The organism is Pseudomonas sp. GL-B-19, from assembly GCF_019956415.1.
GTDB lineage: Bacteria > Pseudomonadota > Gammaproteobacteria > Pseudomonadales > Pseudomonadaceae > Aquipseudomonas.
In genome coordinates this window covers 21,754-47,435 of record NZ_JAHBDK010000044.1, presented here as the reverse complement: position 1 = coordinate 47,435, position 25,682 = coordinate 21,754, and the positions used below count along the sequence as shown (strand labels likewise).

19 protein-coding genes and 1 rRNA gene are annotated in these 25,682 nt (G+C 59.1%); 13 read left to right on the top strand and 7 right to left on the bottom strand.

Going from position 1 to position 25,682, the window contains the following annotated elements; translation table 11 throughout:
* Positions 1-2: 2 nt before the first annotated feature.
* The 4 genes from rrf to recD all read left to right on the top strand — a co-directional run bounded on the left by rrf (position 3) and on the right by recD (position 9,518).
* Positions 3-118 (top strand): 5S ribosomal RNA (rrf, locus tag KGB06_RS18760).
* A 156-nt stretch (positions 119-274) separates the two neighbouring features.
* Positions 275-3,727 carry an exodeoxyribonuclease V subunit gamma gene (gene recC / locus KGB06_RS18755; protein WP_223518408.1) on the top strand — a complete coding sequence of 1,151 codons (3,453 nt, stop codon included), beginning with the start codon at positions 275-277 and terminating at the stop codon, positions 3,725-3,727.
* Positions 3,724-7,413 (top strand): exodeoxyribonuclease V subunit beta, encoded by a 3,690-nt coding sequence (gene recB, locus KGB06_RS18750; RefSeq protein ID WP_223518406.1) that lies wholly within the window; start codon positions 3,724-3,726, stop codon positions 7,411-7,413. The genes recC and recB overlap by 4 nt, the downstream gene beginning before the upstream one ends.
* The gene (gene recD / locus KGB06_RS18745; RefSeq protein ID WP_223518404.1) at positions 7,410-9,518 is read left to right on the top strand and encodes an exodeoxyribonuclease V subunit alpha; all 2,109 of its coding nucleotides are present in this window, start codon (positions 7,410-7,412) and stop codon (positions 9,516-9,518) included. The genes recB and recD overlap by 4 nt, the downstream gene beginning before the upstream one ends.
* Positions 9,519-9,529: 11 nt before the next feature.
* On the opposite strand, the gene KGB06_RS18740 is transcribed toward recD, so the two are convergent.
* Positions 9,530-10,477 (bottom strand): LysR family transcriptional regulator, encoded by a 948-nt coding sequence (locus KGB06_RS18740; RefSeq protein ID WP_223518402.1) that lies wholly within the window; start codon positions 10,475-10,477, stop codon positions 9,530-9,532.
* Positions 10,478-10,627: 150 nt separating this feature from the next.
* Between KGB06_RS18740 and KGB06_RS18735 the strand changes: the two genes are divergently transcribed.
* Both KGB06_RS18735 and mmsB read left to right on the top strand, forming a co-directional pair.
* Positions 10,628-12,154, top strand: a complete 1,527-nt coding sequence (locus tag KGB06_RS18735) for a CoA-acylating methylmalonate-semialdehyde dehydrogenase (protein WP_223518400.1) — start codon at positions 10,628-10,630, stop codon at positions 12,152-12,154.
* 10 nt (positions 12,155-12,164) lie between these two features.
* A complete protein-coding gene (gene mmsB / locus KGB06_RS18730; protein ID WP_223518398.1) occupies positions 12,165-13,052 on the top strand; it encodes a 3-hydroxyisobutyrate dehydrogenase in 888 nt (295 codons plus the stop codon).
* Positions 13,053-13,251: 199 nt separating this feature from the next.
* Here the strand turns inward: mmsB and KGB06_RS18720 are convergent, their stop codons facing one another.
* Positions 13,252-13,596, bottom strand: a complete 345-nt coding sequence (locus KGB06_RS18720; protein ID WP_007946320.1) for a cupin domain-containing protein — start codon at positions 13,594-13,596, stop codon at positions 13,252-13,254.
* Between the two features lie 111 nt (positions 13,597-13,707).
* Positions 13,708-14,589: a LysR substrate-binding domain-containing protein gene (locus KGB06_RS18715; protein ID WP_223518390.1), complete on the bottom strand. Its 882-nt coding sequence runs from the start codon at positions 14,587-14,589 to the stop codon at positions 13,708-13,710.
* 223 nt (positions 14,590-14,812) lie between these two features.
* Between KGB06_RS18715 and KGB06_RS18710 the strand changes: the two genes are divergently transcribed.
* Positions 14,813-15,577: a sulfite exporter TauE/SafE family protein gene (locus KGB06_RS18710; protein ID WP_223518388.1), complete on the top strand. Its 765-nt coding sequence runs from the start codon at positions 14,813-14,815 to the stop codon at positions 15,575-15,577.
* Here KGB06_RS18710 and KGB06_RS18705 read toward each other — a convergent pair.
* A complete protein-coding gene (locus KGB06_RS18705) occupies positions 15,567-15,881 on the bottom strand; it encodes a putative quinol monooxygenase (RefSeq protein ID WP_223518386.1) in 315 nt (104 codons plus the stop codon). The genes KGB06_RS18710 and KGB06_RS18705 overlap by 11 nt on opposite strands.
* Before the next feature lie 161 nt (positions 15,882-16,042).
* On the opposite strand from KGB06_RS18705, the gene KGB06_RS18700 reads away from it, so the two are divergent.
* From KGB06_RS18700 to KGB06_RS18675, 6 genes are all read left to right on the top strand, one after another.
* Entirely contained in the window at positions 16,043-16,633 is a 591-nt protein-coding gene (locus KGB06_RS18700) for an NAD(P)H-dependent oxidoreductase (RefSeq protein ID WP_223518384.1), read from the top strand.
* Positions 16,634-16,691: 58 nt separating this feature from the next.
* Positions 16,692-17,603 carry a LysR substrate-binding domain-containing protein gene (locus tag KGB06_RS18695; protein ID WP_223518381.1) on the top strand — a complete coding sequence of 304 codons (912 nt, stop codon included), beginning with the start codon at positions 16,692-16,694 and terminating at the stop codon, positions 17,601-17,603.
* Between the two features lie 103 nt (positions 17,604-17,706).
* On the top strand, positions 17,707-18,600 hold the full coding sequence (locus KGB06_RS18690; RefSeq protein ID WP_223518379.1) for an NAD-dependent epimerase/dehydratase family protein: 894 nt from the start codon (positions 17,707-17,709) through the stop codon (positions 18,598-18,600).
* A gap of 192 nt (positions 18,601-18,792) precedes the next feature.
* Positions 18,793-20,238: a SulP family inorganic anion transporter gene (locus KGB06_RS18685; protein ID WP_223518378.1), complete on the top strand. Its 1,446-nt coding sequence runs from the start codon at positions 18,793-18,795 to the stop codon at positions 20,236-20,238.
* 46 nt (positions 20,239-20,284) lie between these two features.
* Positions 20,285-21,742 (top strand): N-acyl-D-amino-acid deacylase family protein, encoded by a 1,458-nt coding sequence (locus KGB06_RS18680; protein ID WP_223518376.1) that lies wholly within the window; start codon positions 20,285-20,287, stop codon positions 21,740-21,742.
* A 120-nt stretch (positions 21,743-21,862) separates the two neighbouring features.
* Positions 21,863-22,231, top strand: coding sequence for a glyoxalase superfamily protein (locus tag KGB06_RS18675; protein WP_223518374.1), 369 nt, complete (start codon positions 21,863-21,865; stop codon positions 22,229-22,231).
* A gap of 112 nt (positions 22,232-22,343) precedes the next feature.
* Here KGB06_RS18675 and KGB06_RS18670 read toward each other — a convergent pair whose 3' ends face one another.
* From KGB06_RS18670 to KGB06_RS18660, 3 genes are all read right to left on the bottom strand, one after another.
* Entirely contained in the window at positions 22,344-22,709 is a 366-nt protein-coding gene (locus tag KGB06_RS18670; protein WP_223518373.1) for a DUF6124 family protein, read from the bottom strand.
* 574 nt (positions 22,710-23,283) lie between these two features.
* Positions 23,284-23,994 carry a hypothetical protein gene (locus KGB06_RS18665; RefSeq protein ID WP_223518370.1) on the bottom strand — a complete coding sequence of 237 codons (711 nt, stop codon included), beginning with the start codon at positions 23,992-23,994 and terminating at the stop codon, positions 23,284-23,286.
* Positions 23,991-25,556, bottom strand: a complete 1,566-nt coding sequence (locus tag KGB06_RS18660) for a Tc toxin subunit A (RefSeq protein WP_223518367.1) — start codon at positions 25,554-25,556, stop codon at positions 23,991-23,993. Before KGB06_RS18660 ends, KGB06_RS18665 begins: the two co-directional genes overlap by 4 nt.
* Positions 25,557-25,682: the final 126 nt, after the last annotated feature.

The window sequence follows — 25,682 nt, the reverse complement described above, 5'->3', positions numbered from 1 at the left end:
TTCTTGACGACCATAGAGCATTGGAACCACCTGATCCCATCCCGAACTCAGCAGTGAAACGATGCATCGCCGATGGTAGTGTGGGGTTTCCCCATGTGAGAGTAGGTCATCGTCAAGATTAAATTCCGAAACCCCTATCTGCGTATGCAGGTAGGGGTTTTGTTTTGTCTGCAGGAAAGTTCGTACAGCATTACCGGACAGCTCCCGGCTGTCACAGTCTCCCGACAGTGCTAAGGTTCGGCCCTAGCGTTTGTATTTTCCCAAGGAAGCCTTTATGCCGGACGCCATGTCCCTCAACGCTGCTTTTATGGTGGTTCAAAGCAACAGTCTGAATGAACTGCGCAGCCTGGTGATCAGCGTAATGCGGCGTTATCCGCTGGCCCCCCTGGAAAACGAAATCGCCCTGGTGCAGAGCAATGGCATCGCGCAATGGCTTAAGTTGGCACTGGCTGAAGATCCGGAAGAGGATGACATGGGCGGCTGCGGTATTGCAGCAGCCATCGACGTGCAGTTACCCGGTAGCTTCATGTGGCAGCTCTATCGCATGGTCCTTGGGCGGGATGAAATCCCGGTCAAATCGTTGCTCGATAAAGCGCCACTGACTTGGCGTCTGATGCGCCTCCTTCCGCAACTGATCAACCAGCCGCACTTCGAGCCGCTGCAGCGCTTCCTGACCCATGACGCTGATTTGCGTAAGCGCTACCAGTTGGCTGAGCGACTGGCCGACCTGTTCGACCAATACCAGGTCTACCGGGCCGACTGGCTAGAAGACTGGGCAGAAGGTCGTCATCAAATACGCAATGGCAGAGGCGAAGCAAAGCCCCTGGCCTCGGCCAACTGCTGGCAAGCGGAGTTATGGCGAGCGCTGTTGCTGGATGTGGGCGAGGAAGGCATGGCGCAAAGCCGTGCTGGTGTTCATCAGCGGTTTATAGAACGCATTAACAGCCTCGACGTCGCACCCAGCGGATTGCCTGCACGGGTGATCGTTTTCGGGATTTCTTCTCTGCCCGCTCAAGCCCTCGAAGCGCTCGCGGGACTGGCCCGTTTCAGTCAGGTTCTGCTGTGTGTACATAATCCTTGTCGTTACCATTGGGCCGACATCGTCGCCGATAAAGACCTGCTACGGCATCAATACAAGCGCCAGGCCCGCAAGAGCGGAATGCCCGTTGTGCTCGACCCGCAAACGCTCCACCAGCATGCTCATCCGCTGCTGGCTGCCTGGGGCAAACAGGGACGGGACTACATCAATCTTCTCGACAGCTATGACGATCCCAACAGCTATAGCTCGGCATTTCGTGACGGACGTATCGACCTGTTCAGCGACAATCAGCCAAAGAGCATGCTCAATCAACTGCAGGACGACATTCTCGAATTGCGTCCACTGAGCGAGACGCGAGAATGCTGGCCAGCTGTCGATCTGGAGCAAGACGAGTCGATCCGTTTTCACATCGCCCATAGTGCCCAGCGTGAAGTAGAGATCCTCCATGATCAGTTGCTCGCACGCTTCAGCGCTGATCCGGACCTAAGGCCTCGCGACATCATCGTGATGGTTCCGGACATCGACAGTTACGCACCGCATATTCGCGCCGTGTTCGGTCAGCTTGAACGTCAGGATCCACGTTTCATTCCATTCACGCTCGCGGATCAAGGCCAGCGTGGTCGCGATCCCCTGCTGATTGCCGTCGAACACCTGCTTAAACTCCCCGATAGCCGTTTCCCCGTCAGCGAGATTCTCGACTTGCTGGACGTTCCCGCATTACGTGCCCGCTTTGGCGTTGAGGAGCGTGACCTGCCGACGTTGCACCGCTGGATCGAAGGGGCCGGCATCCGCTGGGGAATGAATGCCGAACAGCGTGCGGGTCTGGGATTGCCTGAAGCGCTGGAGCAAAACAGTTGGCGATTTGGCCTGCGCCGAATGCTGCTGGGTTATGCGGTGGGCAGTGCGAATGCGTGCGAAGATATCGAGCCTTACGACGAAATTGGCGGTCTGGATGCCGCACTTATCGGACCTTTGGTGGCCTTGCTGGATGCGTTGGAGATTGCCCACCAGGAACTGACTCAACCTGCACCACCCAAGCAGTGGGGTGTGCGGTTGCAAGCACTGGTGCAGCTGTTCTTTCAAGCCAGCAACGAGCACGACGACTACTTGCTGGCCCAGCTCGAAGAGTTACGCGAAACCTGGCTCGATACCTGCGAGTCCGTAGGTTTGCATGATGATTTACCGTTGACCGTTGTTCGGGAAGCCTGGCTGGCCGGACTGGATCAGGGCCGCCTGTCCCAGCGTTTTCTGGCCGGTGCCGTTAACTTCTGCACCTTGATGCCGATGCGGGCGATCCCGTTCAAACGGGTCTGTCTGCTGGGCATGAACGACGGCGACTATCCACGTGCGCAACCACCGCTGGATTTCGATCTCATGGGCAGTGACTACCGCCCCGGTGATCGGTCTCGCCGCGAAGATGACCGTTATCTTCTGTTGGAAGCACTACTGTCGGCACGTGATCAGCTCTACATCAGCTGGGTTGGCCGTAGCATTCGGGATAACAGTGAGCGCCCTGCCTCAGTGCTGATCGGCCAATTGCGTGACCATCTCGCCAGCGGCTGGCGACTGCGCGATGAAGACAAGGACCTGCTAAAGGCCATGACTCAGGAACATCCATTGCAGCCTTTCAGCGCTCGCTACTTTCATGAAGGTGACGCGCTGTTCAGCTACGCCAATGAGTGGCAGGTACTTCATCGTGTCACTGATCAGGTGGCTGACGTCGAAGTACTTGAGGCTTACGTACAGGAGGAGCCGCTGAGCCTCGGTCAATTGCAGGACTTCGTGCGCAATCCCGTGCGGCATTTTTTCAGTCAGCGCTTGAAAGTGTTTTTCGAAGCGGCTGAAGTGCCGTTGGCCGATGAAGAACCCTTTGTCCTCGATGCGCTGCAACGCTATACCCTCAGCGACAGCTTGCTTGCAGCGGCTCTGGGGCGCATTGATCACGCCGATCAGGCACTTGACGATCAGGCCAAACGCCTGCAAAACAGTGGGCTGTTGCCCATGGCTGGATTCGGCGAATGCCTTCAGCGTGAGTTGATCGAGCCGTTGCCGGATCTGCTGCAGCGCTATCAACAGCTCCTGGCGTTATGGCCGACGCCGCTTGCCAGCGCTCTGCCAGTGAATCTTGAGTTGGAAGGACTGCGCCTTGAAGGTTGGCTCAGTGGCCTGCACCAGCGTGCAGACGGTGGTTTGCTGTCGGTCACTACCATCCCCAACAGCATTGGCTCAGTCAAAACCCGAAAATGGCACCGTTTGACGCGGCCTTGGGTCAATCATCTGGTTGCCTGCGCCAGCGGCATACCGATGACCACCGCGCTAGTAGCCAGTGACGACAGCCTGCTGCTGGAGCCGATGGAGAAGGGCGCAGCACTTAAAATTTTGGGACATCTCCTGGACGCCTGGCAGGCGGGCATGCGTCAACCCCTGCCGATTGCAGTAAAAACAGCCTTCGCCTGGCTTGGCCAAACCGAGCCGCTGAAAGCCGAAGCCGCTGCCCGTAAAGCCTATGAGGGCGATGGTCAGACCACTGACGGAGAACGCCGCGAAAGCCCTGCACTCACCCGGCAGTTTGCTGACTACGATGCACTGCTCGCCGACGAGACATTCCCCGACTGGTGCAATGCCTTGTACAAACCGATGCTTGAAGCCCCCTGGCGTTCACTGACCAGCGAGGAGGCTCGTTCATGACCAAAAAAACACCTCTGGCGCTGGCCTTCCCACTGCGCGGCAGCCAACTGATCGAAGCCAGCGCCGGGACCGGCAAGACCTTCACCATTTCCGCGCTTTATCTGCGCCTTGTCCTGGGGCACGGCAGTGAAGTGAGTGGTTTCGGGCGTGAGCTGTTACCGCCGCAAATTCTCGTCGTAACCTTCACCGATGCCGCCACCAAAGAGTTGCGTGAACGTATCCGCACACGCCTGGCCGAGGCTGCGCGGTTCTTCCGTGATGAGACAACAGCGCCGGATGGCCTCATTGCCGAACTGCGTGATCAGTACCTGCCCGAACAATGGTCAGGCTGCGCAAACCGTCTGGACATCGCCGCGCAATGGATGGATGAGGCGGCTGTCTCGACCATCCACAGTTGGTGTCAGCGCATGCTGCGCGAACATGCGTTCGACAGCGGCAGCTTGTTTACCCAGACCCTGGAAACCGATCACAGTGATTTGCTGGGCGAAGTCCTGCGTGATTACTGGAGGCTGTTCTGTTATCCGATGCAAGGCGATGCGCTGAACTGGGTCCGCAACAATTGGGGCGGTCCGGCCGCGCTACTGCCGCGCGTGCGCGGTTTGTTCGCCAGCGAGCGCGACAGTGTTGAAGGAAAAGAGCCGGCCGAGCTGATCAACGAATGTTTGCAGGAACGACGAAGCGCGTTGCTTGAACTCAAGATGCCTTGGCGCCAATGGGCGGACGAGTTGCTGGTCATCTGTCATCAAGGCGTTGCGAGCAAGAGTGTCGACGGTCGAAAAATGCAGGCGCGCTACTTCGAACCCTGGTTCGGAAAAATCAAAGCCTGGGCCGAGGATGAAGCGCTTGAGCAACTGGACATCGGCACCGGCTTCATTCGTCTGACACCTGACGGCATGGCCGAAGCCTGGAAGGGCGAAGCGCCCCGTCATCCAGGATTGGACGCAATGCCCGGCCTCAAGGCCAGCCTCGACGGACTGCCGACCCCCGATGCCGCGGTTCTGCTACATGCCGCGCATTGGGTTGGAACACGGTTCGAGGAAGAAAAGCGCCGCCGCGCGGAGATGGGCTTCGACGACATGCTTCTGCGCCTTGACGCCGCCTTGCAGTCCGAGGGAGGCGAGCGCCTGGCCACCTTGATTCGTGAGCAGTTCCCGGTCGCGTTGATCGACGAATTCCAGGACACCGACCCGGTGCAATACCGGATCTTCGAAAGCATCTATCGCATCGAAGATAACAATCCCGAGTGCGGCCTGTTCCTAATAGGTGACCCGAAGCAGGCGATCTATGCTTTCCGGGGCGCCGACATTTACACCTACTTGCGTGCCCGTCAGGCCACCACCGGTCGACTGCACACGCTGGGCACTAACTTCCGCTCCAGCCACGGCATGGTGGGTGCGGTGAATCACGTATTCGAACGCGCCGAGTCTCGTGAGCTGGGGCGCGGCGCGTTTCTGTTTCGGGAAAAGAATGGCGAGAACCCGGTACCGTTTTTACCCGTCGAATCCCAGGGTCGCAAAGAGGTTTTGCACGTAGAGGGGCAGGTGGTGCCGTCCCTGAACATCTGGCATTTGTCCGCAGAACAACCCCTGTCCGGTGCGGTGTACCGGCAACAATTGGCTGCCGCCTGCGCCAGTGAGATCACCGCTTTGCTCAATGGTGGGCAGCAAGGGCGGGCGGGTTTCGTCGAGGCCGGCAAGGACTTTAGAGGCCTGCTGCCAGCGGATATCGCGATCCTGGTTCGCGATGGAAAAGAAGCTCAAGCGGTGCGCGGCGAGCTCTCGGCCCGAGGTGTGCGCAGCGTCTATCTGTCGGACAAGGACTCGGTGTTCGCCGCACAAGAAGCTCACGACGTGCTGACCTGGCTCAAGGCCTGTGCCGAGCCCGATGTCGAGCGGCCACTGCGAGCCGCGTTGGCCTGCATCACGCTCAATCTGTCGCTGGCTGAACTGGAACGATTGAATCAGGACGAGCTCGCCTGGGAAGCACGGGTCATGCAATTCCGTGGCTATCGCGAGCTCTGGCGCAAGCAAGGTGTGCTGCCGATGCTGCGACGTTTGCTGCACGACTTCCAGCTCCCGCAAGCATTGATTGCACGCAGCGACGGGGAGCGAGTACTGACCAACCTGCTGCACCTGTCCGAACTGCTGCAGCAGGCAGCGGCCGAGCTCGATGGTGAGCAGGCGCTGATTCGTCATTTGTCCGAGCATCTGGCGTTGTCCGGCCAGGCTGGTGAAGAGCAGATCCTGCGCCTGGAAAGCGACGAACAACTGGTCAAGGTCGTGACCATTCACAAGTCCAAGGGCCTTGAATACCCCTTGGTGTTTCTGCCGTTTATCTGTTCGGCGAAACCGGTGGATGGCAGTCGTTTACCGCTGCATTACCACGACGAAAACGGCAAGGCTCAGGTGTCATTGAAGCCGACTGCCGAGTTGATTGCCCTGGCCGACGATGAACGTCTGGCCGAGGATCTGCGCTTGCTGTATGTCGCCCTGACTCGCGCGCAACATACGTGCTGGCTCGGCGTGACGGATCTCAAACGCGGCAATAACAACAGTTCAGTGCTGCACCTGTCGGCTCTGGGTTACCTTTTGGGGGGCGGTTTGCCATTGGCCGAGTCGGCAGGCTTGAAACGCTGGCTGGAAGACTTGCAGCAGGACTGCCCGGCGCTGACTTACACTGAAATGCCGCAAGCCACCGCCGAGCATTACCATCCGCCGCAAAACCAGGCGACCTTGCTCGCGCTGCGCGTCCCCAAACGCAAGGCTAGTGAAAACTGGTGGATCGCCTCGTACAGCGCCTTGCGCATTGGCGACCGTTTGAGCGAGGGCAGTGACTCAGCTCCTGATAGCCCGCAAGCGCAAAAGCTTTTCGACGACGAACGCCTCGATCCGCACGCTCCACGAGAAGTGATGGCCAGTGGCGGTGATATCCATCGATTCCCCCGAGGCCCCAACCCTGGCACCTTTCTCCATGGTTTGCTGGAGTGGGCCGGCGACGAAGGTTTTGCTGCCACCCCGCAAGCGGTCGAAGACGCGATTGCCCGGCGCTGCAACCGCCGTGGCTGGGAAGGCTGGATCACAACGCTGAGCGATTGGCTGCAGCATTTACTGAAGTCCCCGCTACACATCGGCGGCGGGACCGCACCGGTGATATTCGAGCAACTGACCCAGTACCGTGTGGAGATGGAGTTCTGGTTCGCCAGCCATAAAGTCGACGTGCTCAAGCTGGATGAACTGGTGCGCCAACACACCCACAACGGCGTTGCCCGAGTGGCTGCCGAACCGGTTTTGCTCAACGGCATGTTCAAGGGCTTTATCGACCTCACCTTCGAGCATGATGGCCGCTATTACGTCGCCGACTACAAATCCAACTGGCTGGGCGTTGATGACGCGGCCTACACCGAGCAGGCCATGGAACAGTCGATTCTCGATAACCGCTATGACCTGCAATACGTGTTGTACCTGTTGGCCTTGCACCGGCAACTCAAAGCGCGGCTTGTCGACTACGATTACGACCGGCATGTCGGAGGCGCGGTCTACCTGTTCCTTCGAGGTACACGTGCCGCCACCCAAGGCGCGTATTTCGCCCGCCCACCCAAAGAGTTGATCGAACGACTGGACCGAATGTTCCAGGGCAAGCCAGAACCCAAGGCCGAACCCGCGTGGGAACAGGGAGTACTGCTATGAGTCGCACCTTCGCCGATTTGCTGCCCACACCCTTGGCGGCCGAAAGCCTGGCGGATCTGACGCCATTGAGTCGTGCCGATGACCTGCTGCTGTTACTGACGCGCTGGGTTGAAAGGGGCTGGTTGCGAGCGCTGGACAAGGCCTTCGTCGCCTTCCTCCACGAACTCGCTCCCGACGATGATCCGTTGGTGCTGCTCGCGGCCGCGCTGACCAGTCATCAACTGGGCCACGGCCATGTGTGTCTGGACTTGTTCGAGACGCTGAAAGAACCGGATTTCGCCCTGTCGCTACCCCCTGAAGGTGATCTGCACAGTGGTGCGATGGTATTGCCGTCGCAATTGCTTGAAGCGCTGGACGGAGCCCATTGGTGCAAGGTTCTGGCGTCCAGCAATCTGGTGGCGCTGGCCGCAGATGGTCGTGAATCTGCGCAATCGCGGCCCTTGGTTTTATCCGGCAAGCGTCTATACCTGCGCCGCTACTGGGCTTACGAAAGACGCATCGACGATGCCCTGCGCCTGCGCTTGGCTGAACACGAAACGACACCGGATGATTTACCCCAACGCCTGACCGGTCTGTTTGGCTCCGCCAAAACCGGTGAAGTGATCGACTGGCAGAAACTCGCCTGTGCCTTGGCGACCCGCAGTGCGTTCAGCATCGTGACCGGCGGCCCTGGCACCGGCAAGACCACCACCGTCGTGCGCTTGCTGGCATTGCTTCAGGCGCCCGCCGTGGAGGCCGGAAAACCGCTGCGCATCCGGCTTGCCGCACCTACCGGCAAAGCGGCGGCCCGGCTCACGGAGTCCATCAGCCAACAAGTCCGGACCTTGGCCGTCGCCGAATCGGTTCGCGGCCAGATCCCGTCTGACGTCACCACTGTGCACCGTTTGCTGGGCAGTCGTCCCGGCACGCGACACTTCCGCCATCACGCCGGTAATCGCTTGCCGCTGGATGTGCTGGTGGTGGACGAGGCGTCGATGATCGACCTGGAAATGATGGCCAACCTGCTGGATGCGATGCCGGCCCACGCACGGCTTGTACTGTTGGGGGACAAAGATCAGCTGGCATCGGTGGAGGCCGGCGCTGTGCTGGGCGACCTGTGCCGGGATGCCGAGGCGGGTTGGTACAGCCCGCAGACTCGCCAGTGGCTGGAAGCGGTCAGTGGTGAAAGCCTGGAAGCCAGTGGTTTACAGGCTGACACCCAAGGCGCTCATCCACTGGCCCAGCAAGTGGTGATGCTGCGCCATTCGCGCCGGTTCGGCGAGGGCAGTGGCATTGGTCAACTGGCTCGGTGGGTCAATCAGCAACAACCCGAACAAGCCCGCAAGTTGTTGGCGGCTCGAAGCCACGACGACGTGTTTTCCCTGTCACTCAAGGGTGAGCAAGACCGGGCGCTGGAGCGATTGTTGCTCGAAGGCCATGGCGAAGGACCGCAAGGCTATCGCCACTATTTAAATCTTCTGCGCAGGCAGCGGCCAGCGCTCGACAGCCCGCTCGACGATGCACGCTGGACCGAATGGGCGCGAGAAGTGTTGCAGGCCTTCGACGCTTTCCAGTTGCTGTGCGCCGTCCGTAAAGGGCCGTGGGGCGTGGAAGGGTTGAATCAGCGAGTGACCGCCGCATTGCTCAAGGCCCGACTGATCGACAGCGATCAGCAGTGGTACGAAGGGCGACCTGTATTGATGACCCGTAACGATTATGGCCTGGGGTTGATGAACGGTGACATTGGCATCGCCCTCAAACTGCCGGAGCGTGAGGGACCCGAAGCAGGCAAGCAGGTGTTGCGCGTGGCGTTCCCACGCAATGACGGCCAGGGCGGCGTTCGTTTGGTTCTGCCTAGCCGGCTCAACGATGTCGAAACCGTCTACGCCATGACCGTGCACAAATCCCAGGGCTCGGAATTCGCCCATACCGCGCTGATTCTGCCGGATGCCCTGAACCCTGTGCTCACCAAGGAACTGATCTACACCGGGATCACCCGGGCCAAGCACTGGTTCACCTTGATCGAGCCGCGTGCGGGTGTCTTCGAGGAGGCGGTGCGGCGCAAGGTCAAGCGCTTGAGCGGATTGATGCTGGAGCTGGAAGAGGGGATTACACCGAACCTTTGATTGCGCGCCGACTAGTCGGCGAACAACATCTCCCGGCTTTCACCCATCAACAGGCCGTGATTCTGTTCAGTGACCGAGCGGATGTAATCCCACAACAGGGTGATTCGCTTGAGCTTCCTCAGGTCCTCCCGGCAGTACATCCAAAATTGCCGAGTAATGTTGATCTCCTGCGGCAACACCGGCAGCAGCCGTGGGTCCTGGGCCGCCAGGAAGCACGGCAGAATCGCCAGCGACCGCCCCTGCTGTGCCGCCACGAATTGCGCGATCACGCTGGTGCTGCGCAAATTGGCGCTGGCGCCGGGCAATACGTTCGCCAGATACAACAGCTCTGAGCTGAATGCCAGATCGTCGACATAACTGATGAATGAATGCTTGCCCAAGTCTGCCGGAAGGCGGATCGGTGGGTGTTTGTCCAGATAGTCCTGGGTCGCGTACAGCTGTAATCGGTAGTCACAGAGTTTGCAGCAGACGTACGGCCCGTGTTCCGGACGCTCCAGGGCGATGACGATGTCGGCTTCGCGCTTGGACAAGCTGATGAAGTGCGGCAGCGGCAGGATGTCGACGGAGATGGCCGGGTAGGCGTCGACGAAATGACTCAGTTGCGGGGTGATGAAAAAGCTGCCAAAGCCTTCAGTGCAACCCATGCGCACGTGACCGGACAACGCCACCCCGGACCCCGAAACCTGCTCGCAAGCCATGTGCAACGTGCTTTCAATGGACTCGGCGTAACCCAGCAGTCGTTGACCTTCAGCGGTCAGGACAAAACCGCTGGTCCGGGATTTCTCGAACAACAAAGTCCCCAATGCCGCTTCCAGCGAACTGATGCGCCGCGACACGGTGGTGTAGTCGACTGCCAGGCGCTTGGCCGCAGTGCTGGCCTTGCGGGTGCGGGCGACTTCGAGGAAAAACTTGAGGTCATCCCAGTTCAACGAGCCTAAAGACGTGATGTTTTTTTGCATGATGGACCGGCTTTTATGTGCGTTCTTATTAGAAGTTTGCACATCTATACTCCAAAAACAGCTCGACAACCAATTCGCGGCACACGCCTCATCTCAAGGCGACTTTCTCGCCTTGGCTCCCAAGATAAAAACAAGCATCCGGAGACCCACATGAACGCTTCGCTCACGCCTAACGAAACCACTGTCCAAACGGTAAAGCTGTTGATCGATGGCCAGTGGGTCGAATCCAAAACCACCGAATGGCACGACATCGTCAACCCGGCGACCCAGCAAGTGCTGGCCAAAGTGCCGTTTGCGACCGCCGAAGAAGTCGACGCCGCGATCAGCGCTGCCCATCGCGCCTTCCAGACCTGGAAGCTGACGCCAATCGGCGCGCGGATGCGCATCATGCTCAAGCTCCAGGCGCTGATTCGTGAACACTCCAAACGCATCGCCGTGGTCCTGAGCGCCGAGCAAGGCAAAACCATCGCCGACGCTGAAGGCGACATTTTCCGTGGCCTGGAAGTGGTCGAGCACGCGTGCTCCATCGGCAGCCTGCAAATGGGTGAATTTGCCGAGAACGTGGCCGGCGGTGTCGACACCTACACCCTGCGCCAGCCAATCGGTGTGTGCGCCGGCATCACCCCGTTCAACTTCCCGGCGATGATTCCACTGTGGATGTTCCCGATGGCCATCGCCTGCGGCAACACCTTCGTGCTCAAGCCGTCCGAACAGGACCCGATGTCGACCATGCTCCTGGTGGAACTGGCCATTGAGGCCGGTGTTCCAGCGGGCGTACTGAACGTCGTGCATGGCGGCAAGGATGTGGTCGACGCACTCTGCACGCACAAAGACATCAAGGCTGTTTCCTTCGTCGGTTCGACCGCAGTCGGTACTCACGTCTACGACCTGGCCGGCAAGCACGGCAAGCGCGTGCAATCGATGATGGGCGCGAAGAACCACGCTGTGGTGCTGCCGGATGCCAATCGCGAACAAGCACTGAATGCCCTGGTCGGCGCCGGTTTTGGTGCGGCGGGTCAACGCTGCATGGCTACGTCCGTGGTGGTGTTGGTGGGCGCGGCCAAACAATGGTTGCCGGACCTGAAAGCGCTGGCGCAGAAACTGACAGTGAATGCCGGCAGCGAGCCGGGCACTGACGTCGGCCCGGTGATCTCGAAAAAAGCCAAGGCGCGGATACTCGACTTGATCGAATGCGGCATCAAGGAAGGCGCGAAACTGGAGCTGGACGGTCGCGAGATCACGGTTCCGGGTTACGAGAAGGGCAACTTCGTGGGCCCGACCTTGTTCTCCGGCGTGACCACCGACATGCAGATCTACACCCAGGAAATCTTCGGCCCGGTGCTGGTGGTACTGGAAGTGAATACGCTCGATGAGGCGATTGCGCTGGTCAACGCCAACCCGTTCGGCAACGGCACGGGCCTGTTCACCCAGAGCGGTGCGGCGGCGCGTAAATTCCAGAACGAAATCGACGTCGGTCAGGTCGGCATCAACATTCCGATTCCAGTGCCAGTCCCATTCTTCAGCTTCACCGGTTCGCGCGGCTCCAAACTTGGTGACCTCGGCCCGTATGGCAAGCAAGTGGTGCAGTTCTACACTCAGACCAAGACCGTCACCAGTCGCTGGTTCGATGACGACAGCGTCAACGACGGTGTGAACACCACCATCAACTTGCGTTAAGGAGCCGGACATGAAAATCGCATTTATCGGTCTCGGCAACATGGGCGCCCCGATGGCGCGCAACCTGATCAAAGCCGGCCATGCACTGCGTCTGGTCGACCTGAACAAAACCGTGCTGGCGGAGCTTGAGCAACTGGGCGGCAGCATCAGCGCTTCAGCCCGTGAAGCGGCGCAAGGTGCAGAGCTGGTGATCACCATGCTCCCGGCCGCTGTGCATGTGCGCAGCGTGTGGCTGGGTGAAGACGGCGTTCTCGCCGGTATCGGCCAAGGTGTACCGGCCGTGGATTGCAGCACCATTGATCCACAGACCGCACGCGATGTGGCCGCCGCAGCCGCCAAACAGGGCGTGACCATGGCCGATGCGCCGGTTTCCGGTGGTACCGGCGGTGCGGCCGCCGGGACGCTGACCTTTATGGTCGGCGCCACCCCGGAACTGTTCGCCACCCTGCAACCGGTGCTGGCGCAGATGGGCCGCAACATCGTCCATTGCGGTGAAGTCGGCACCGGGCAAATCGCCAAGATCTGCAACAACCTGCTGTTGGCGATTTCCATGGTTGGCGTCAGCGAAGCCATGGCGCTGGGGGATGCCCTGGGAATCGACACGACTGTGCTGGCCGGGATCATCAACAGTTCCACCGGGCGTTGCTGGAGTTCGGAGATGTACAACCCATGGCCGGGCATCGTCGAAACGGCGCCGGCCTCGCGCGGATATACCGGCGGCTTCGGTGCCGAATTGATGCTCAAGGACTTGGGGCTGGCCACGGAAGCCGCACGTCAGGCGCATCAACCGGTGGTACTCGGCGCGGTGGCCCAGCAGTTGTATCAGGCGATGAGCCAGCGTGGGGAAGGGGGCAAAGACTTCTCGGCGATCATCAATAGCTATCGCAAACCGCAGTAAAAGAGCGGCTGCGGGAAGTCGGTCTTGAAGTTGAAGGCCTGTGGGAGCGAGCCTGCTCGCGAAGAGGGCGTGTCAGTCGACATTAACGTTGGATGACACACCGCATTCGCGAGCAGGCTCGCTCCCACAGGAGTTGCATCGGCCCTATCTATCGACATTTACCGGGAGATCACGTCGGGTGATCTCCCGGTTTTTTGCTTCAGGCAAACACGAAATACTTGCGCACGGTTTCAACCACTTCCCATGTGCCTTTCATCCCCGGCTCGATGACGAAAATGTCGCCGGCACGTAGATGGATCGGCTCCTTTCCTTCCGGGGTAATGATGCAGTAGCCCTCGCGGAAGTCGCAGTATTCCCACTTCACGTATTCGACATACCACTTGCCTGGCGTGCAGATCCAGGTGCCCATGATCTTGCTGCCGTCTTCGCTGGTGTAGGCGTTGAGGTTGACGGTGTGCGGGTCACCTTCGAGTTTTTCCCATTTGCAGGCGTCAAGCACCGGCAGTGGATGAGTATCGCGAAGGACGGTAATCGGTGCGGTCATGTGGACTCCGGGCAGCGGGTTCAAGAACTGAAGTGGCACCCTATAGCGCCCGTGCACCGGTCAGTTGTCTGAACTCGACATCGAAGTGTCCAGAAACGCGCGATTCGGCTACTAAAGGCTCAAGGCGTGTAACAACGCCTTCGCGTAGCCGGGCAGCGCTTCAAAGTCCCGAGCGCAGAGCAGCAGTTTGCGTTGCGCCCAGGGTTCATGCAGGGCCGTCCACCTGAAAGGCCGTTCCCCCGGCCAGCGTTCGACGGCTGCCAGGGGCACGATTGCCAACCCGGCACCGCGAGCGACCATGCGCATCACGCCCTCGAAACCGTCAGTGCGGATGCGGATTTGCAGGCGTGAGCCGATGTGCAGGGCCTGTTCTTCGAGGTACACCGCGAGGGCACTGTTGGCGTTCAGTCCTATGTAATCGTGGTGCAAGGTGTCGCTGAAACTTAAGGACTCGTTGTCGGCCAACGGGTGATCTCGCGGAAGAATCAGCACCAGAGGATCGTCGCGAAAGGCGCGGGTCTGCAGGTCGTCGGTATCCACGGCGTCGGACACGATGCCGAGGTCTGCCGCACCCTGGCGCAGCGCGTGGGTGATGCGCGCGCTGGGCAGCTCCTGCAGATCGATATCGAGGTTTGGGTGCTCGTGCAGAAAATCGGCGAGCAACTCCGGCAAGTATTCGGTGATCGCGGTGGTATTGCACAACAACCGTACCTGACCTTTGACCCCCTTGGCGTATTCGGCCAGGTCCTGTTGCATGCGTTCGGCTTGTTGCAGCAGCGCCCGGGCGTGTTTGGCCAGGGCTTTGCCCGCCGAGGTCGGCGTGACGCCGCGCCGACCTCGCAGCAGAAATTCGATGCCGAACGAAGCCTCCATGGCGCGGATTCTCGCGCTCGCTGCTGCCAGGGACAGATGACTGCGCGCGGCACCGGCGGTGATGTTGCCGCTGTCGAGGATGTTCAGGTAGAGGCGCAGGTCGGTCAGGTCGAAGTGCATTGGCAACCTCTAGATATGTGTTGTCTGGACGGACCCCTTCGCGAGCAGGCTCGCTCCCACAGGTGACCGGGTTCTCATTGGAGAAATGCGATCCACTGTGGGAGCGAGCCTGCTCGCGAAGGCGTCCTTCAAAACGACGAATTTTTCAGCCTATTGCTCAGCAAGAGGCAGCCTCAGTATATGGCAGATTTTCACGAGGCTAATCCAGGCTCAGGATAGCCCCATGAATACACTCGCCGCGTTCTATCAAAACCTCGGCCTGGCTCTGTCGTTACTGGTCATCGCCACGTTCCTGCTGGCCGGCATGATCAAAGGCATCATCGGCCTCGGCTTGCCAACGATTGCCATGGGGCTGTTGGGTCTGGCTATGGCTCCGTCGCAGGCTGCCGCGCTGTTGATCATCCCCGCGACCCTCACCAATGTCTGGCAACTGGCATTCGGCGGGCACCTGCGCGGGTTGATCAAACGTCTATGGCCAATGCTGCTGGCGATCTTCATCGGCACAGGCGCCGGCACGTTGTGGATCGGCATGGTGGGAGGGCATTGGGTCGTGCGGGCGTTGGGCGCGGCGTTGTTGCTCTACGCGTTTAGCGGATTGTTCCTGCCGACCTTGCGTGTCGGCAGTCGCACAGAACCCTGGCTCGGACCCCTGTGCGGCGTGCTGACGGGCATCATCACTTCGGCCACCGGCGTCTTCGTGATTCCTGCCGTGCCTTACCTTCAAGCGCTCAATTTGAGCAAGGACGAACTCGTGCAGGCGCTGGGCTTGTCGTTCACCGTTTCGACCCTGGCCCTAGCCGGCGGGCTGTTATGGCGCGGTGCTCTGGGCGGTGGTGAATTGAGCGCGTCGTTGCTGGCGCTGATCCCGGCAGTGCTCGGCATGTGGCTGGGCCAATGGCTGCGTCAGCGGATCAACGCCGTATTGTTCAAGCGTGTGTTCTTCATCGGCCTCGGCGTGCTCGGCGGCCACTTGTTGATCAGCGGTTAGCGGACGACGGGCTGAGCATGTCGATGGCGCGGATTTCGAAGTCCTGTTCCAGGTATTCATCGCGCTGGTCGAGGAACTGCTTCATGTGCGGCAGATTCGAGTGCACGTCCAAGTGGGCCTGGGACTGCCAGATCTCGTAGAAGATAAACAGTGTCGGGTCCTGTTTGTCGCGCAGCATGTGGTACTCGATGCAACCGGGCTCGGCGCGGCTGGCTTCCACATAGCCGCGGAAAAACGCTTCGAAGGCGTCGGATTTTTCCGGGCGGGTCTTGGCGTTCAGGATGAAGCCTTGCATTTCACTCATCAGAAATCTCCTCAAGTTAAGAATCGGCTCAAGTTTATGGCAACAATCACTTGGCTATTCGTGCGTATTGATCAAAAGAGTTTTGTGTATTCGAGGCTTATTCCGCGCGAGACCAGTCGCTAACCTGCCGCCATCCAGTTTCTGACCTTCCGAGATTTCTCATGAAAAAAGTCCTGTTGCTCGATGGCGGCAAAAAATTCGCCCACTCTGATGGCCGCTACAACACCACCCTGCATGAAGCCGCGCTGAGCGTGCTGGACCGCGGCGGCTTCGATGTGAAAGCCACTTTCATCGACGAGGGATACGACGTCGCCGAAGAAGTCGCCAAATTTCTCTGGGCGGACGTGATCATCTATCAAATGCCGGGCTGGTGGATGGGCGCGCCATGGACCGTGAAAAAGTACATCGACGAAGTCTTCACCGAAGGCCATGGCAGTCTCTACGGCAGTGATGGCCGCACCCGTTCCGACGCCTCACAGAAATATGGCAGCGGCGGACTGGTGCAGGGCAAGCAGTACATGTTGTCGCTGACCTGGAACGCGCCGCAGCAAGCCTTCGACGATCCGACCGACTTCTTCGAAGCCAAAGGCGTAGACGCGGTGTACTTCCCGTTCCACAAGGCTAACGAGTTTCTCGGCATGACCGGGTTGCCGACATTCCTCTGCGTTGACGTGATGAAACGCCCGAATATCGAAGCCGATGTGGCGCGTTATGAGCAGCATTTGACCGAGGTGTTTGGCCTGTCCGCTTGAGGTTCCTTTTGCCCCGCATCCAGTTACTATCAAGCCAGTTTTTGAATGAGGGGCAGTTGTGAAAGCCAGATCCGATGAGTTGCAGATATTCGTCTGCGTGATTGAGTGCGGGTCGATTTCCGCTGCGGCCGAACAGGTCGGGCAAACGCCTTCGGCGGTCAGCCGCACGCTGTCACGGCTGGAAGCGAAACTCGATACCACGCTGATCAACCGCACCACGCGGCGCATGGACCTGACCGAGGAGGGCAAGTACTTCTTCGAGCACGCCAAGCGGATTCTCGATCAGATGGATGAACTCGAAGAACGCCTGAACTCACGCCAGCAAACCCCGTCCGGGCGCTTGCGGATCAACGCCGCTTCACCGTTCATGCTGCACGCCATCGTGCCCTACATCGACGAATTCCGCAGGCTTTACCCGGACATCCAGCTGGAACTCAACAGCAACGATTTGATAATCGACCTGCTGGAGCAAAGCACCGACATCGCCATCCGCATTGGCACGCTCTCCGACTCGACCCTGCATGCACGCTCTTTGGGTTGCAGCCCGCTGCACATCGTCGCCAGTCCGGCCTACCTTGAGCAACACGGTACGCCGCAGGCGGTTGCGGATTTAAGTGAGCACGCATTGCTGGGATTCACCCATAACGAAGGCCTAAACCAATGGCCGTTGCTTTATGTGCACGGTGATCGCTGGCCGATTCAAGCGTCGATCAATGCCTCCAGCGGCGAGACCATCCGGCACTTGGCGCTGGAAGGCCAGGGCATTGCCTGCCTGTCGCACTACATGACGATCGACGACATCCGTGCCGGCCGTTTGCAGGTGCTGCTGGCGGATTTCAATACCGGTTATCGCCAGCCGATCAACGCGGTGTACTACCGTAACTCGCAGCTGGCCCTGCGGATTCAGTGCTTTCTGGACTTCATTCAGGGCAAGTTGGCGGCTTATGCGAATTCAGACTTCAAGGGCTGATTCGTGATCCCTGCGCAAGAGTGAATTGGTTCAGAGGGGATTTTTCGTCAGTGATCACTCCTCGATACTCGTTGCATCACTTATTCACGCAGGGAATTTTTCCATGAACGTATTTGTCACCGGCGCCGCCGGTTTTATCGGCGGCTCCATCGCCACCGGCCTGATCCGGGCTGGCCACAAGGTCACCGGTCTCGTTCGCAGCCAGGAACAAGCCAATGAACTGAGCGCGTTGGGCATCACTGCGGTGATCGGCACGCTTGACGACAGCGCACTGCTCGCCGAACAGGCCCGCGCTGCCGACGCCGTAATCAACGCCGCCAGCAGCGACCATCGTGGCGCGGTGCAAGCCTTGCTCGACGCCTTGCGCGGCTCCAACAAAGTGTTCCTGCACACCAGCGGTTCGAGCATTGTCGGTGATGCCTCGGGCGGCCATTCCAGTGACGTCATCTACTTCGAAGACAAGCTGCCGGAACCGACTGTCGACAAGGCCGCTCGCGTGGCCATCGACAACCTGATCCTCGCTGCAGCACAGGACGGCGTGAACTCGGCCGTGATCTGCAACACGTTGATCTACGGCCACAGCCTGGGCGTCAACCGCGATAGCGTGCAACTGCCCCGCTTGGTGAAGCAGGCACGTAAAAGTGGCGTGGTCCGGCATGTCGGCCCGGGGCAGAACATCTGGTCCAACGTGCATATCGAAGACGTGGTGTCCCTGTACCTGCTGGCGCTGACCAAAAACGTACCGGGCACGTTCTACTTCGTCGAAAGCGGTGAAGCGTCGTTCATCGACATGACCACTGCCATTGCTCAAGCGCTGGCGTTGGGTGCGCCGCAAGACTGGCCGTTGAAAGACGCCGAAGCCGAGTGGGGGTATGAAATGGCCAACTATGGTTTGGGTTCCAACAGTCGGGTGCGCGGGAAAAAGGCGCGTGAATTGCTCGGTTGGGTGCCGAAGCGGGTGTCGGTGATTGAGTGGATTCGGGACGAGATGGTTTGAGTTCGCCTTAAACTGCGTCATCGTTCATCGCGGGCAAGCCACGCTCCCACAAGGGATCTGTGAACGACGCAGATCCCTGTAGGAGTGAGCCTGCTCGCGATGGCGTTTTCAGCAGCCCAACAACTGGCCGGGCCGGCCTCAATTCCGTAACATCCCCCCCTCTTTTCCTGCTACTTCCTGCGTGCAAATCCCATGAAACCAAAACGCCTAAGAGCCGATGTCCTGGCCGGGCTTACGACCTCTTTTGCCCTGCTGCCCGAATGCATCGCCTTCGCGCTGGTGGCCCACCTCAATCCGTTGATGGGGCTTTACGGGGCGTTCATCATTTGCACCCTGACCGCACTGTTCGGCGGGCGGCCGGGCATGGTGTCGGGCGCTGCCGGTTCGATGGCCGTGGTGATCGTCGCGCTGGTGGTGCAACACGGCGTGCAGTATTTGCTGGCGACCGTGTTGCTCGGCGGGTTGATCATGCTGGCGTTCGGCTTGCTCAAGCTGGGCAAGCTGGTGCGCATGGTCCCGCATCCGGTGATGCTCGGTTTCGTCAACGGCCTGGCGATCATCATCGCCTTGGCGCAGTTGGAGCATTTCAAGAGCGGTGACACCTGGCTCAGTGGTACGCCGTTGTACATGATGACGGGGCTGGTGGCCGTCACCATGGCCATTGTTTACCTATTGCCGCGCCTGACGCGTGCCGTACCGCCGGCACTGGTGGCGATCCTTGGCGTGGGCCTGGCAGTGTATCTGCTGGGCTTGCCGACCCGTACATTGGGCGATATGGCGCACATTGCCGGTGGCTTGCCGACGTTTGCATTGCCAGACATTCCCTGGAGTCTCGAAACCCTGCGCATCATTGCTCCTTACGCGATTTTGATGGCGCTTGTCGGTCTGCTGGAGACCTTGCTGACCCTGAACCTGACCGACGAAATCACCGAGAGCCGTGGCTTCCCGGATCGCGAATGCGTGGCGCTGGGTGCAGCAAATATGGTCTCTGGCGTGTTCGGTGGCATGGGCGGTTGCGCGATGATCGGTCAGACGATGATAAACCTCAGTTCCGGTGGGCGCGGACGGTTGTCCGGGGTGGTGGCCGGGGTGATGATTCTGTTGTTCATTCTGTTTATTTCGCCGCTGATTGAGCGCATCCCGCTGGCGGCGCTGGTCGGGGTGATGTTTGTGGTGTCACAGCAAACATTCGCCTGGGCCTCGCTTCGGGTATTGAACAAAGTGCCTTTGAACGACGTGTTGGTGATCATTGCCGTGACGGTGATTACCGTGTTCACCGATCTGGCCACTGCGGTGCTGTGCGGAATCATCATCGCGGCGCTCAACTTTGCCTGGCAGCAGGCCCGGCAGCTTTACGCCGACAGTCATCTGGAAACCGACGGCAGCAAGCTCTATCGGGTGCATGGCACGCTATTCTTTGCCTCGACGACACCCTTCCTGAATCAATTCGACCCAGCCAATGATCCTGCCCTGGTGACGCTGGATTGCCATCATTTGAGCTTCGTCGATTACTCGGCCATTGCTGCGCTGAATGCGCTGCGCGAACGCTACGCCAAGGCCGGCAAGCACCTGCGGGTGCTGCACTTGTCGGAGCGCTGCAAGAAACTGCTGAAACGTGCGCGCGTGAATCACGACTGAGAGTGAACTCGGCAGGTGGACGATTACCTGCCGCTGGGAGACTGACATGAAGTACGACACGTTGATTCGCAACGCCCTGATCATCGACGGCAGCAACCGCCCCGGCTACCCCGCCGACGTGGCGATCCTGAACGGCCACATCGAGCGCATCGGCGACTTGCACGACGCCACTGCCAGCGAAGAAATCGACGCCGCCGGTCGCGTGATGGCGCCGGGTTTCATCGACGTGCACACCCATGACGACACCGTGGTGATCCGCCAGCCAGAGATGCTGCCCAAACTCAGCCAAGGCGTGACCACGGTGATCGTCGGCAACTGCGGTATCAGTGCTTCGCCGGTGAGTTTGAAGGGCAATCCACCGGACCCGATGAACCTGCTCGGCACTGCTGCGGCGTTTGTTTATCCGACGTTCCGCGACTACCGCGCGGCGGTCGAAGCGGCGAATACCACACTGAACGTCGCCGCACTGGTCGGCCACACCGCCCTTCGCAGCAATCACCTCGATGACCTGTTTCGCACCGCTACGCCGGACGAAATCAGCGCGATGCGCGAGCAACTGCGCGAAAGCCTTGAGGCCGGCGCGTTGGGTTTATCCACAGGCCTGGCGTACGCCAGCGCGTTCTCAGCGTCTACCGATGAAGTGATGCAACTGACTGAAGAGCTGAGCGCATTCGGCGCGGTGTACACCACTCATTTGCGCAGTGAATTCGAGCCGGTGCTGGAGGCGATGGACGAGGCTTTTCAGATCGGTCGTCATGCGAAATCCCCGGTCATCATTTCCCACCTCAAATGCGCGGGCGCCGGTAACTGGGGACGCAGTCCGCAACTGCTGGCGTCCCTTGAACACGCGGCGAAAACCCATCCGGTGGGCTGCGATTGTTATCCCTACGCGGCGAGCTCTTCGACGCTCGACCTCAAGCAAGTCACCGACGCTCATCGCATCACCATCACCTGGTCCACGCCGCACCCGCAGATGAGCGGTCGCGACCTGATGGACATCGCCGCCGAGTGGGGCGTGCCGTTGCTCGACGCCGCTCGACAGCTGCAACCGGCTGGCGCGGTGTACTACGGAATGGACGAGGCAGACGTGCGAAGAATCCTCGCGCATCCGCTATCGATGGTCGGCTCTGACGGATTGCCGGAAGACCCATTCCCGCATCCACGCTTGTGGGGCGCATTCCCACGGGTGCTCGGACATTTCAGTCGCGATGTCGGGTTGTTTGCGCTGCACACCGCGGTACACAAAATGACCGGGCTGTCGGCGGCGCGGTTTGGCTTGAAGGAGCGCGGCGAAATCCGTGAAGGGCATTGGGCTGATCTGGTGTTGTTCAATCCAGTGACCATTCGCGACGTGGCGGACTTCAACGATCCGCAACGGGCGGCAGAAGGGATCGACGGCGTGTGGGTCAACGGCGTGTTGAGTTACAGCGAAGGGCAGGCGAACGGTAAAAGGGAAGGGCGGTTTCTGGCGCGGGAAGGGGATCTGCGTGACGGGTTTCAGTGAGCATTGTTAGTGATTCGTCACACTAGCGGCACATTGCAATTAAAGAAAGCCACCCCCAAGCCGAAGCGCTGACAATCGGCCCAGCTACAATGGGTGTCTTTTCAGTCAGGGAGTAACTGCATGAGTTTCGGTAAAACCACCCCGATCCTGCGGATTTTCGATGAAGCCAAGGCGTTGGAATTCTACGTCGACTTCCTGGGCTTCAAGATCGACTGGCAACATCGCTTCGAAGCGAATTTCCCGCTGTACCTGCAAGTCTCCCGTGGCGAATGTGTGCTGCACCTGTCTGAGCACCACGGCGACGCCACGCCGGGTTCGGCCCTGCGCATCGAGACCGATGAACTGGAAGTCTTCCAGCAACAACTGCTGGCCAAGCAATACACCTTTTCCCACCCACAGATTCAGGCCATGCCGTGGGGCAGCCAGGACATGACCATCGCTGATCCGTTCGGCAATCGGTTGGTGTTCACCAACGCGATCAGCCTTTGAGCTGAAAGCGCCCTAAACGCAAAGAAGCCCGCTGCCAAACCATTACGGTTTGGCAGCGGGCTTTTTCGTTCCGGGATCGGCGGTCAATGTGGTAAGCGCCTCGCCGTATTGATCACTCCGTGGGCACTAATTTATCCAACACTTGATTGACCGCCATTTCCGCCACCATGACCACTTGGGCGATACCTTGCACGGTTTTGCGGTGCGAGCCTTCGAGCAAGGCGGCGAAGTCGTTGAGCATGACGGTGGCTGAGCCCAGGGTTTCACAGGCGTCGGTCAGCAAGGGTTCGGTGCCGGACGCCGGGTTGGCCATGTAGAGGCGGTTGGGTTGGTAGGGTTTGGACATGATGTGGGCGGCCGGAGGACCTAGATAGTGGTTGAGGGCGCGTTCGGCGGCTTCGTGGAATTTCTTTGATTCAGGTGTTTCGTAGGGGGATGCCGGATCGGTGTCCGGTGGGTTTGGCGTAACTTTGACCATGGGGGACTAACCTCTAGTAAGGCTGCGTCCATCTCGCTGCTAAACGAAAGGGTGGCAGCTGTGCGCAAGTTAGCAGACCGGTAGTCACCCAAACCCGGCGCACCCGAAGGTGCCATGCGCACAGCCACCATCAAGCGCAGGCAAATGCCTGACTGGATGAGACTCGTACGGCCGGACAACTATCCGGGCTGCTAAACCCGATCACTGGGAATCAGTGACGCGATCCAAGTTACCGAGCAGCCCCCGAGCGCACAAGCCGGCGGATTCTGGCGCAGTCGTAGGCAGCGGCGCAAGGATTTGTGGGCGTTGTCGCGTAACGTCGAGTGTCTTTAAACAGCTGCAATGAAAGACGTTTACTGTGCTGTCGCGACTGACGCCTTCGCGAGCAGGCTCGCTCCCACAGGGGTTTTGTGTGGTTCACAAAATTGGCGGCCAATGAAGATCCACTGTGGGAGCGAGCCTGCTCGCGAAGAGGCCAGTGCAGTCACCTCCGGTGAGTCTGGCGACGTCGACTTCCTGGGTTTCCGGATCAACTGGCAGCCTCGGAAAGTGGCGGCAGCAGGACTCGCTATTTTCAAGGAGCCCTGCTGTTCAACTGACTGACGAAGTCATTGAACGCCACGTAGTTTCTGGGGTTACGTCCGGTCGGGAGGATGACTTCGTCGGGGATGATGCCGCCGCAGTTGCAACAGGCAACGAAGTCTTGCGGTGCATCTCCTCGTCGCAAGGTGTCTGTGAAAATGGTGGTCTCGCTGAGTAGCCTTTCCGTTGAATCCGGATAGAGCGCTACGATTGAGTTCAGTGCCCGGACTTCGGCATGAGCCCCGGGGCCGCCAGCAAATGCGGGGATAATCCCGTTGCTGGCCTCGATATGTTTGGCGATGAGGTATTTGACCGGTTGTTGCAGTTCGTACGCTTGCTCGCGTGTTCTGCTGAGCGTCGGATGGGCGCGCAGTGATTCGGGGGCAATATGTATCTGTCGCAGTGCGTCAGTTTTCGTTGCAGCGTAGCGTTCGGCCAGGTCTTCCAGAAAAATGCCGGCGTTTTCGATTCTGTAGCTGCCAAATTCCAAATAGTGTTCCGGGCTTTTCGCCCCCACATAACTTTGATCGACACCTCGGTAGTTTGTCGGGCCGGAAGGGGGGCCTTCCAGGTTGAACAGTTCGCCGACTTTCAGCTCGCGATCAGTGTTGATCGCGTAGGCATGAGCAGTCAGTTTGCTCACGGCAAGTTTGTTGAACTTGATATCGCCAGGGGTCGATAGTTTTCGTTTCGCTGCGTTCATGATGTCTTGTGAACGCTGCCTGCCCCAACCACGAAACTGCTCGACGATACCTTATCGAACAGCGACGTCTCATCGCCGGACGCATAAGGTGAAACGTGATGCAACAGCGCTGCGAACTCTTCAGCCGTGATGGAATACCGGCGACTCATATACCGATAAACGCCCAAGGCCCTGATGGTGTAACTGTCCAGTTGCCGCTGGGTATTGAGCGACAGCTGTGATTCAAATGCGCTGCATATCAGGGTGTCCAGCTGATTAAACGGGATTGCGAGCCAGCGTTGGAGACGGATCATCCGATGCAAGCGTTCGAGTCGGTCTTCGGTCGCGTTTTCGATTTCCCCGGTTTTTTTCTCGTTGTCCAGCGCCATGCTGTCATCGACCGAGAGAGGTCCGTTTACGTATCGGGCTCCAAAAGGATGGGAGTGAGGTGCCGGCAACAGGTAATGAAGAGACAGGCATGGCGCGTATTTACCTTGCGCCAGTAACGCTTCCATTTGCTCGGCTTTAAGTTCGGTTCGCTCCAGGAAGGTGTCTATATTTTTCAGAACGGTAATGGGTGCGATGCCATAGATTTTTTTCCAGTAACTGTCTCTTATCCGGCCGATGCTCGAGTGGGAGTAGTAATAGTTCCCCACGTATCTTTCAGCCCATGGCAGTTCTGTCAGCAGCGCCTGCTGTTTCGGGCCAAGCCCGGACATCAGCCTCTGCGCTTGATCAGAACCAGTGTTCAACACCTTGCCGTACTGAGCGATGTCATGCGACGTGAGAGGCAGGGATTCACTCACGAGGTAACTCAACTCTCCCAGCGTCGGCTTGTTCCCATTCAGCCCCAGCAGGCACTGGTGATGGTAAAACTCATAGGGGAGCACAAAGGGATAATAGTTTTGTGCGAGCACTTCATAAGTCGACTTGCCCTCATCTTCGGTGTGCTTCAGCGCGCTCTGAATATTTTTGTCCAGCGTCTCATTAACGATCCCGAGCATCGGTTGCGCAGTGAAGGTGCTTTGCTGATCAATCGACAGTGCGGCGAGATCCGGACGGCGTTTTTCCAACGTGATTCGATTGTCTTTTTCACCCGGTAATGACGAGACACTGGTTTCCAGTTGCAAGGCAAACCGGTACAGCGCTCTGAGGTAAGCAACCGGCGAGTCGATGGCTGCAATCGAATCGTTTTTGCAAGCGTCGTCCCAGTTCTCTTTGAACAGATGGGTGTAGGTGGGGCCTTTTTTCTCGATCGCACGAATGCCCAAGGGATGCCAATGATCTTGTGCCGTTTCGACTGAAGTTCGTTGTTCCAGATACAGATGGCTGATCTGGGTGGCCAGGCATTTAACGTCGTCGTAGAGCTTTGCGGTGTCAATGCTGGACGCTTGGTCTTTGAGCGTGTTGTCAGTCTTGATGGCGTCATCGAATTGTTTTTGGAATTCGGTTTCGGTGAGGCGGGCGATATCGAACACCGAGGTGAATTTCAGTGTGTCTTTAAAAAACATCACCAGGGCAGCGTTGGTTTGCCCGGTGCCATAGGCCCTGACCAGAGAAGTCAGTAAGGTGTTGTCGTCCATGCCAATGCATCTCCTTTGATGGAGCTGACGACATTACGGCGTGGCATGAGGGGGCGCTGTCAGCCTCGTCATTGACTGAGGACTGGATCTTTCACCGCTGGGACGGGGAAGAAGGACGGGAGACTG

What these genes read in the sequence shown, in the direction of transcription:
- recC (WP_223518408.1), top strand. Translation starts at nt 275, where the DNA reads ATGCCGGACGCCATGTCCCTCAACGCTGCTTTTATGGTGGTTCAAAGC.
- recB (WP_223518406.1), top strand. Translation starts at nt 3,724, where the DNA reads ATGACCAAAAAAACACCTCTGGCGCTGGCCTTCCCACTGCGCGGCAGC.
- recD (WP_223518404.1), top strand. Translation starts at nt 7,410, where the DNA reads ATGAGTCGCACCTTCGCCGATTTGCTGCCCACACCCTTGGCGGCCGAA.
- KGB06_RS18740 (WP_223518402.1), bottom strand. Translation starts at nt 10,477, where the DNA reads ATGCAAAAAAACATCACGTCTTTAGGCTCGTTGAACTGGGATGACCTC.
- KGB06_RS18735 (WP_223518400.1), top strand. Translation starts at nt 10,628, where the DNA reads ATGAACGCTTCGCTCACGCCTAACGAAACCACTGTCCAAACGGTAAAG.
- mmsB (WP_223518398.1), top strand. Translation starts at nt 12,165, where the DNA reads ATGAAAATCGCATTTATCGGTCTCGGCAACATGGGCGCCCCGATGGCG.
- KGB06_RS18720 (WP_007946320.1), bottom strand. Translation starts at nt 13,596, where the DNA reads ATGACCGCACCGATTACCGTCCTTCGCGATACTCATCCACTGCCGGTG.
- KGB06_RS18715 (WP_223518390.1), bottom strand. Translation starts at nt 14,589, where the DNA reads ATGCACTTCGACCTGACCGACCTGCGCCTCTACCTGAACATCCTCGAC.
- KGB06_RS18710 (WP_223518388.1), top strand. Translation starts at nt 14,813, where the DNA reads ATGAATACACTCGCCGCGTTCTATCAAAACCTCGGCCTGGCTCTGTCG.
- KGB06_RS18705 (WP_223518386.1), bottom strand. Translation starts at nt 15,881, where the DNA reads ATGAGTGAAATGCAAGGCTTCATCCTGAACGCCAAGACCCGCCCGGAA.
- KGB06_RS18700 (WP_223518384.1), top strand. Translation starts at nt 16,043, where the DNA reads ATGAAAAAAGTCCTGTTGCTCGATGGCGGCAAAAAATTCGCCCACTCT.
- KGB06_RS18690 (WP_223518379.1), top strand. Translation starts at nt 17,707, where the DNA reads ATGAACGTATTTGTCACCGGCGCCGCCGGTTTTATCGGCGGCTCCATC.
- KGB06_RS18685 (WP_223518378.1), top strand. Translation starts at nt 18,793, where the DNA reads ATGAAACCAAAACGCCTAAGAGCCGATGTCCTGGCCGGGCTTACGACC.
- KGB06_RS18680 (WP_223518376.1), top strand. Translation starts at nt 20,285, where the DNA reads ATGAAGTACGACACGTTGATTCGCAACGCCCTGATCATCGACGGCAGC.
- KGB06_RS18675 (WP_223518374.1), top strand. Translation starts at nt 21,863, where the DNA reads ATGAGTTTCGGTAAAACCACCCCGATCCTGCGGATTTTCGATGAAGCC.
- KGB06_RS18670 (WP_223518373.1), bottom strand. Translation starts at nt 22,709, where the DNA reads ATGGTCAAAGTTACGCCAAACCCACCGGACACCGATCCGGCATCCCCC.
- KGB06_RS18665 (WP_223518370.1), bottom strand. Translation starts at nt 23,994, where the DNA reads ATGAACGCAGCGAAACGAAAACTATCGACCCCTGGCGATATCAAGTTC.
- KGB06_RS18660 (WP_223518367.1), bottom strand. Translation starts at nt 25,556, where the DNA reads ATGGACGACAACACCTTACTGACTTCTCTGGTCAGGGCCTATGGCACC.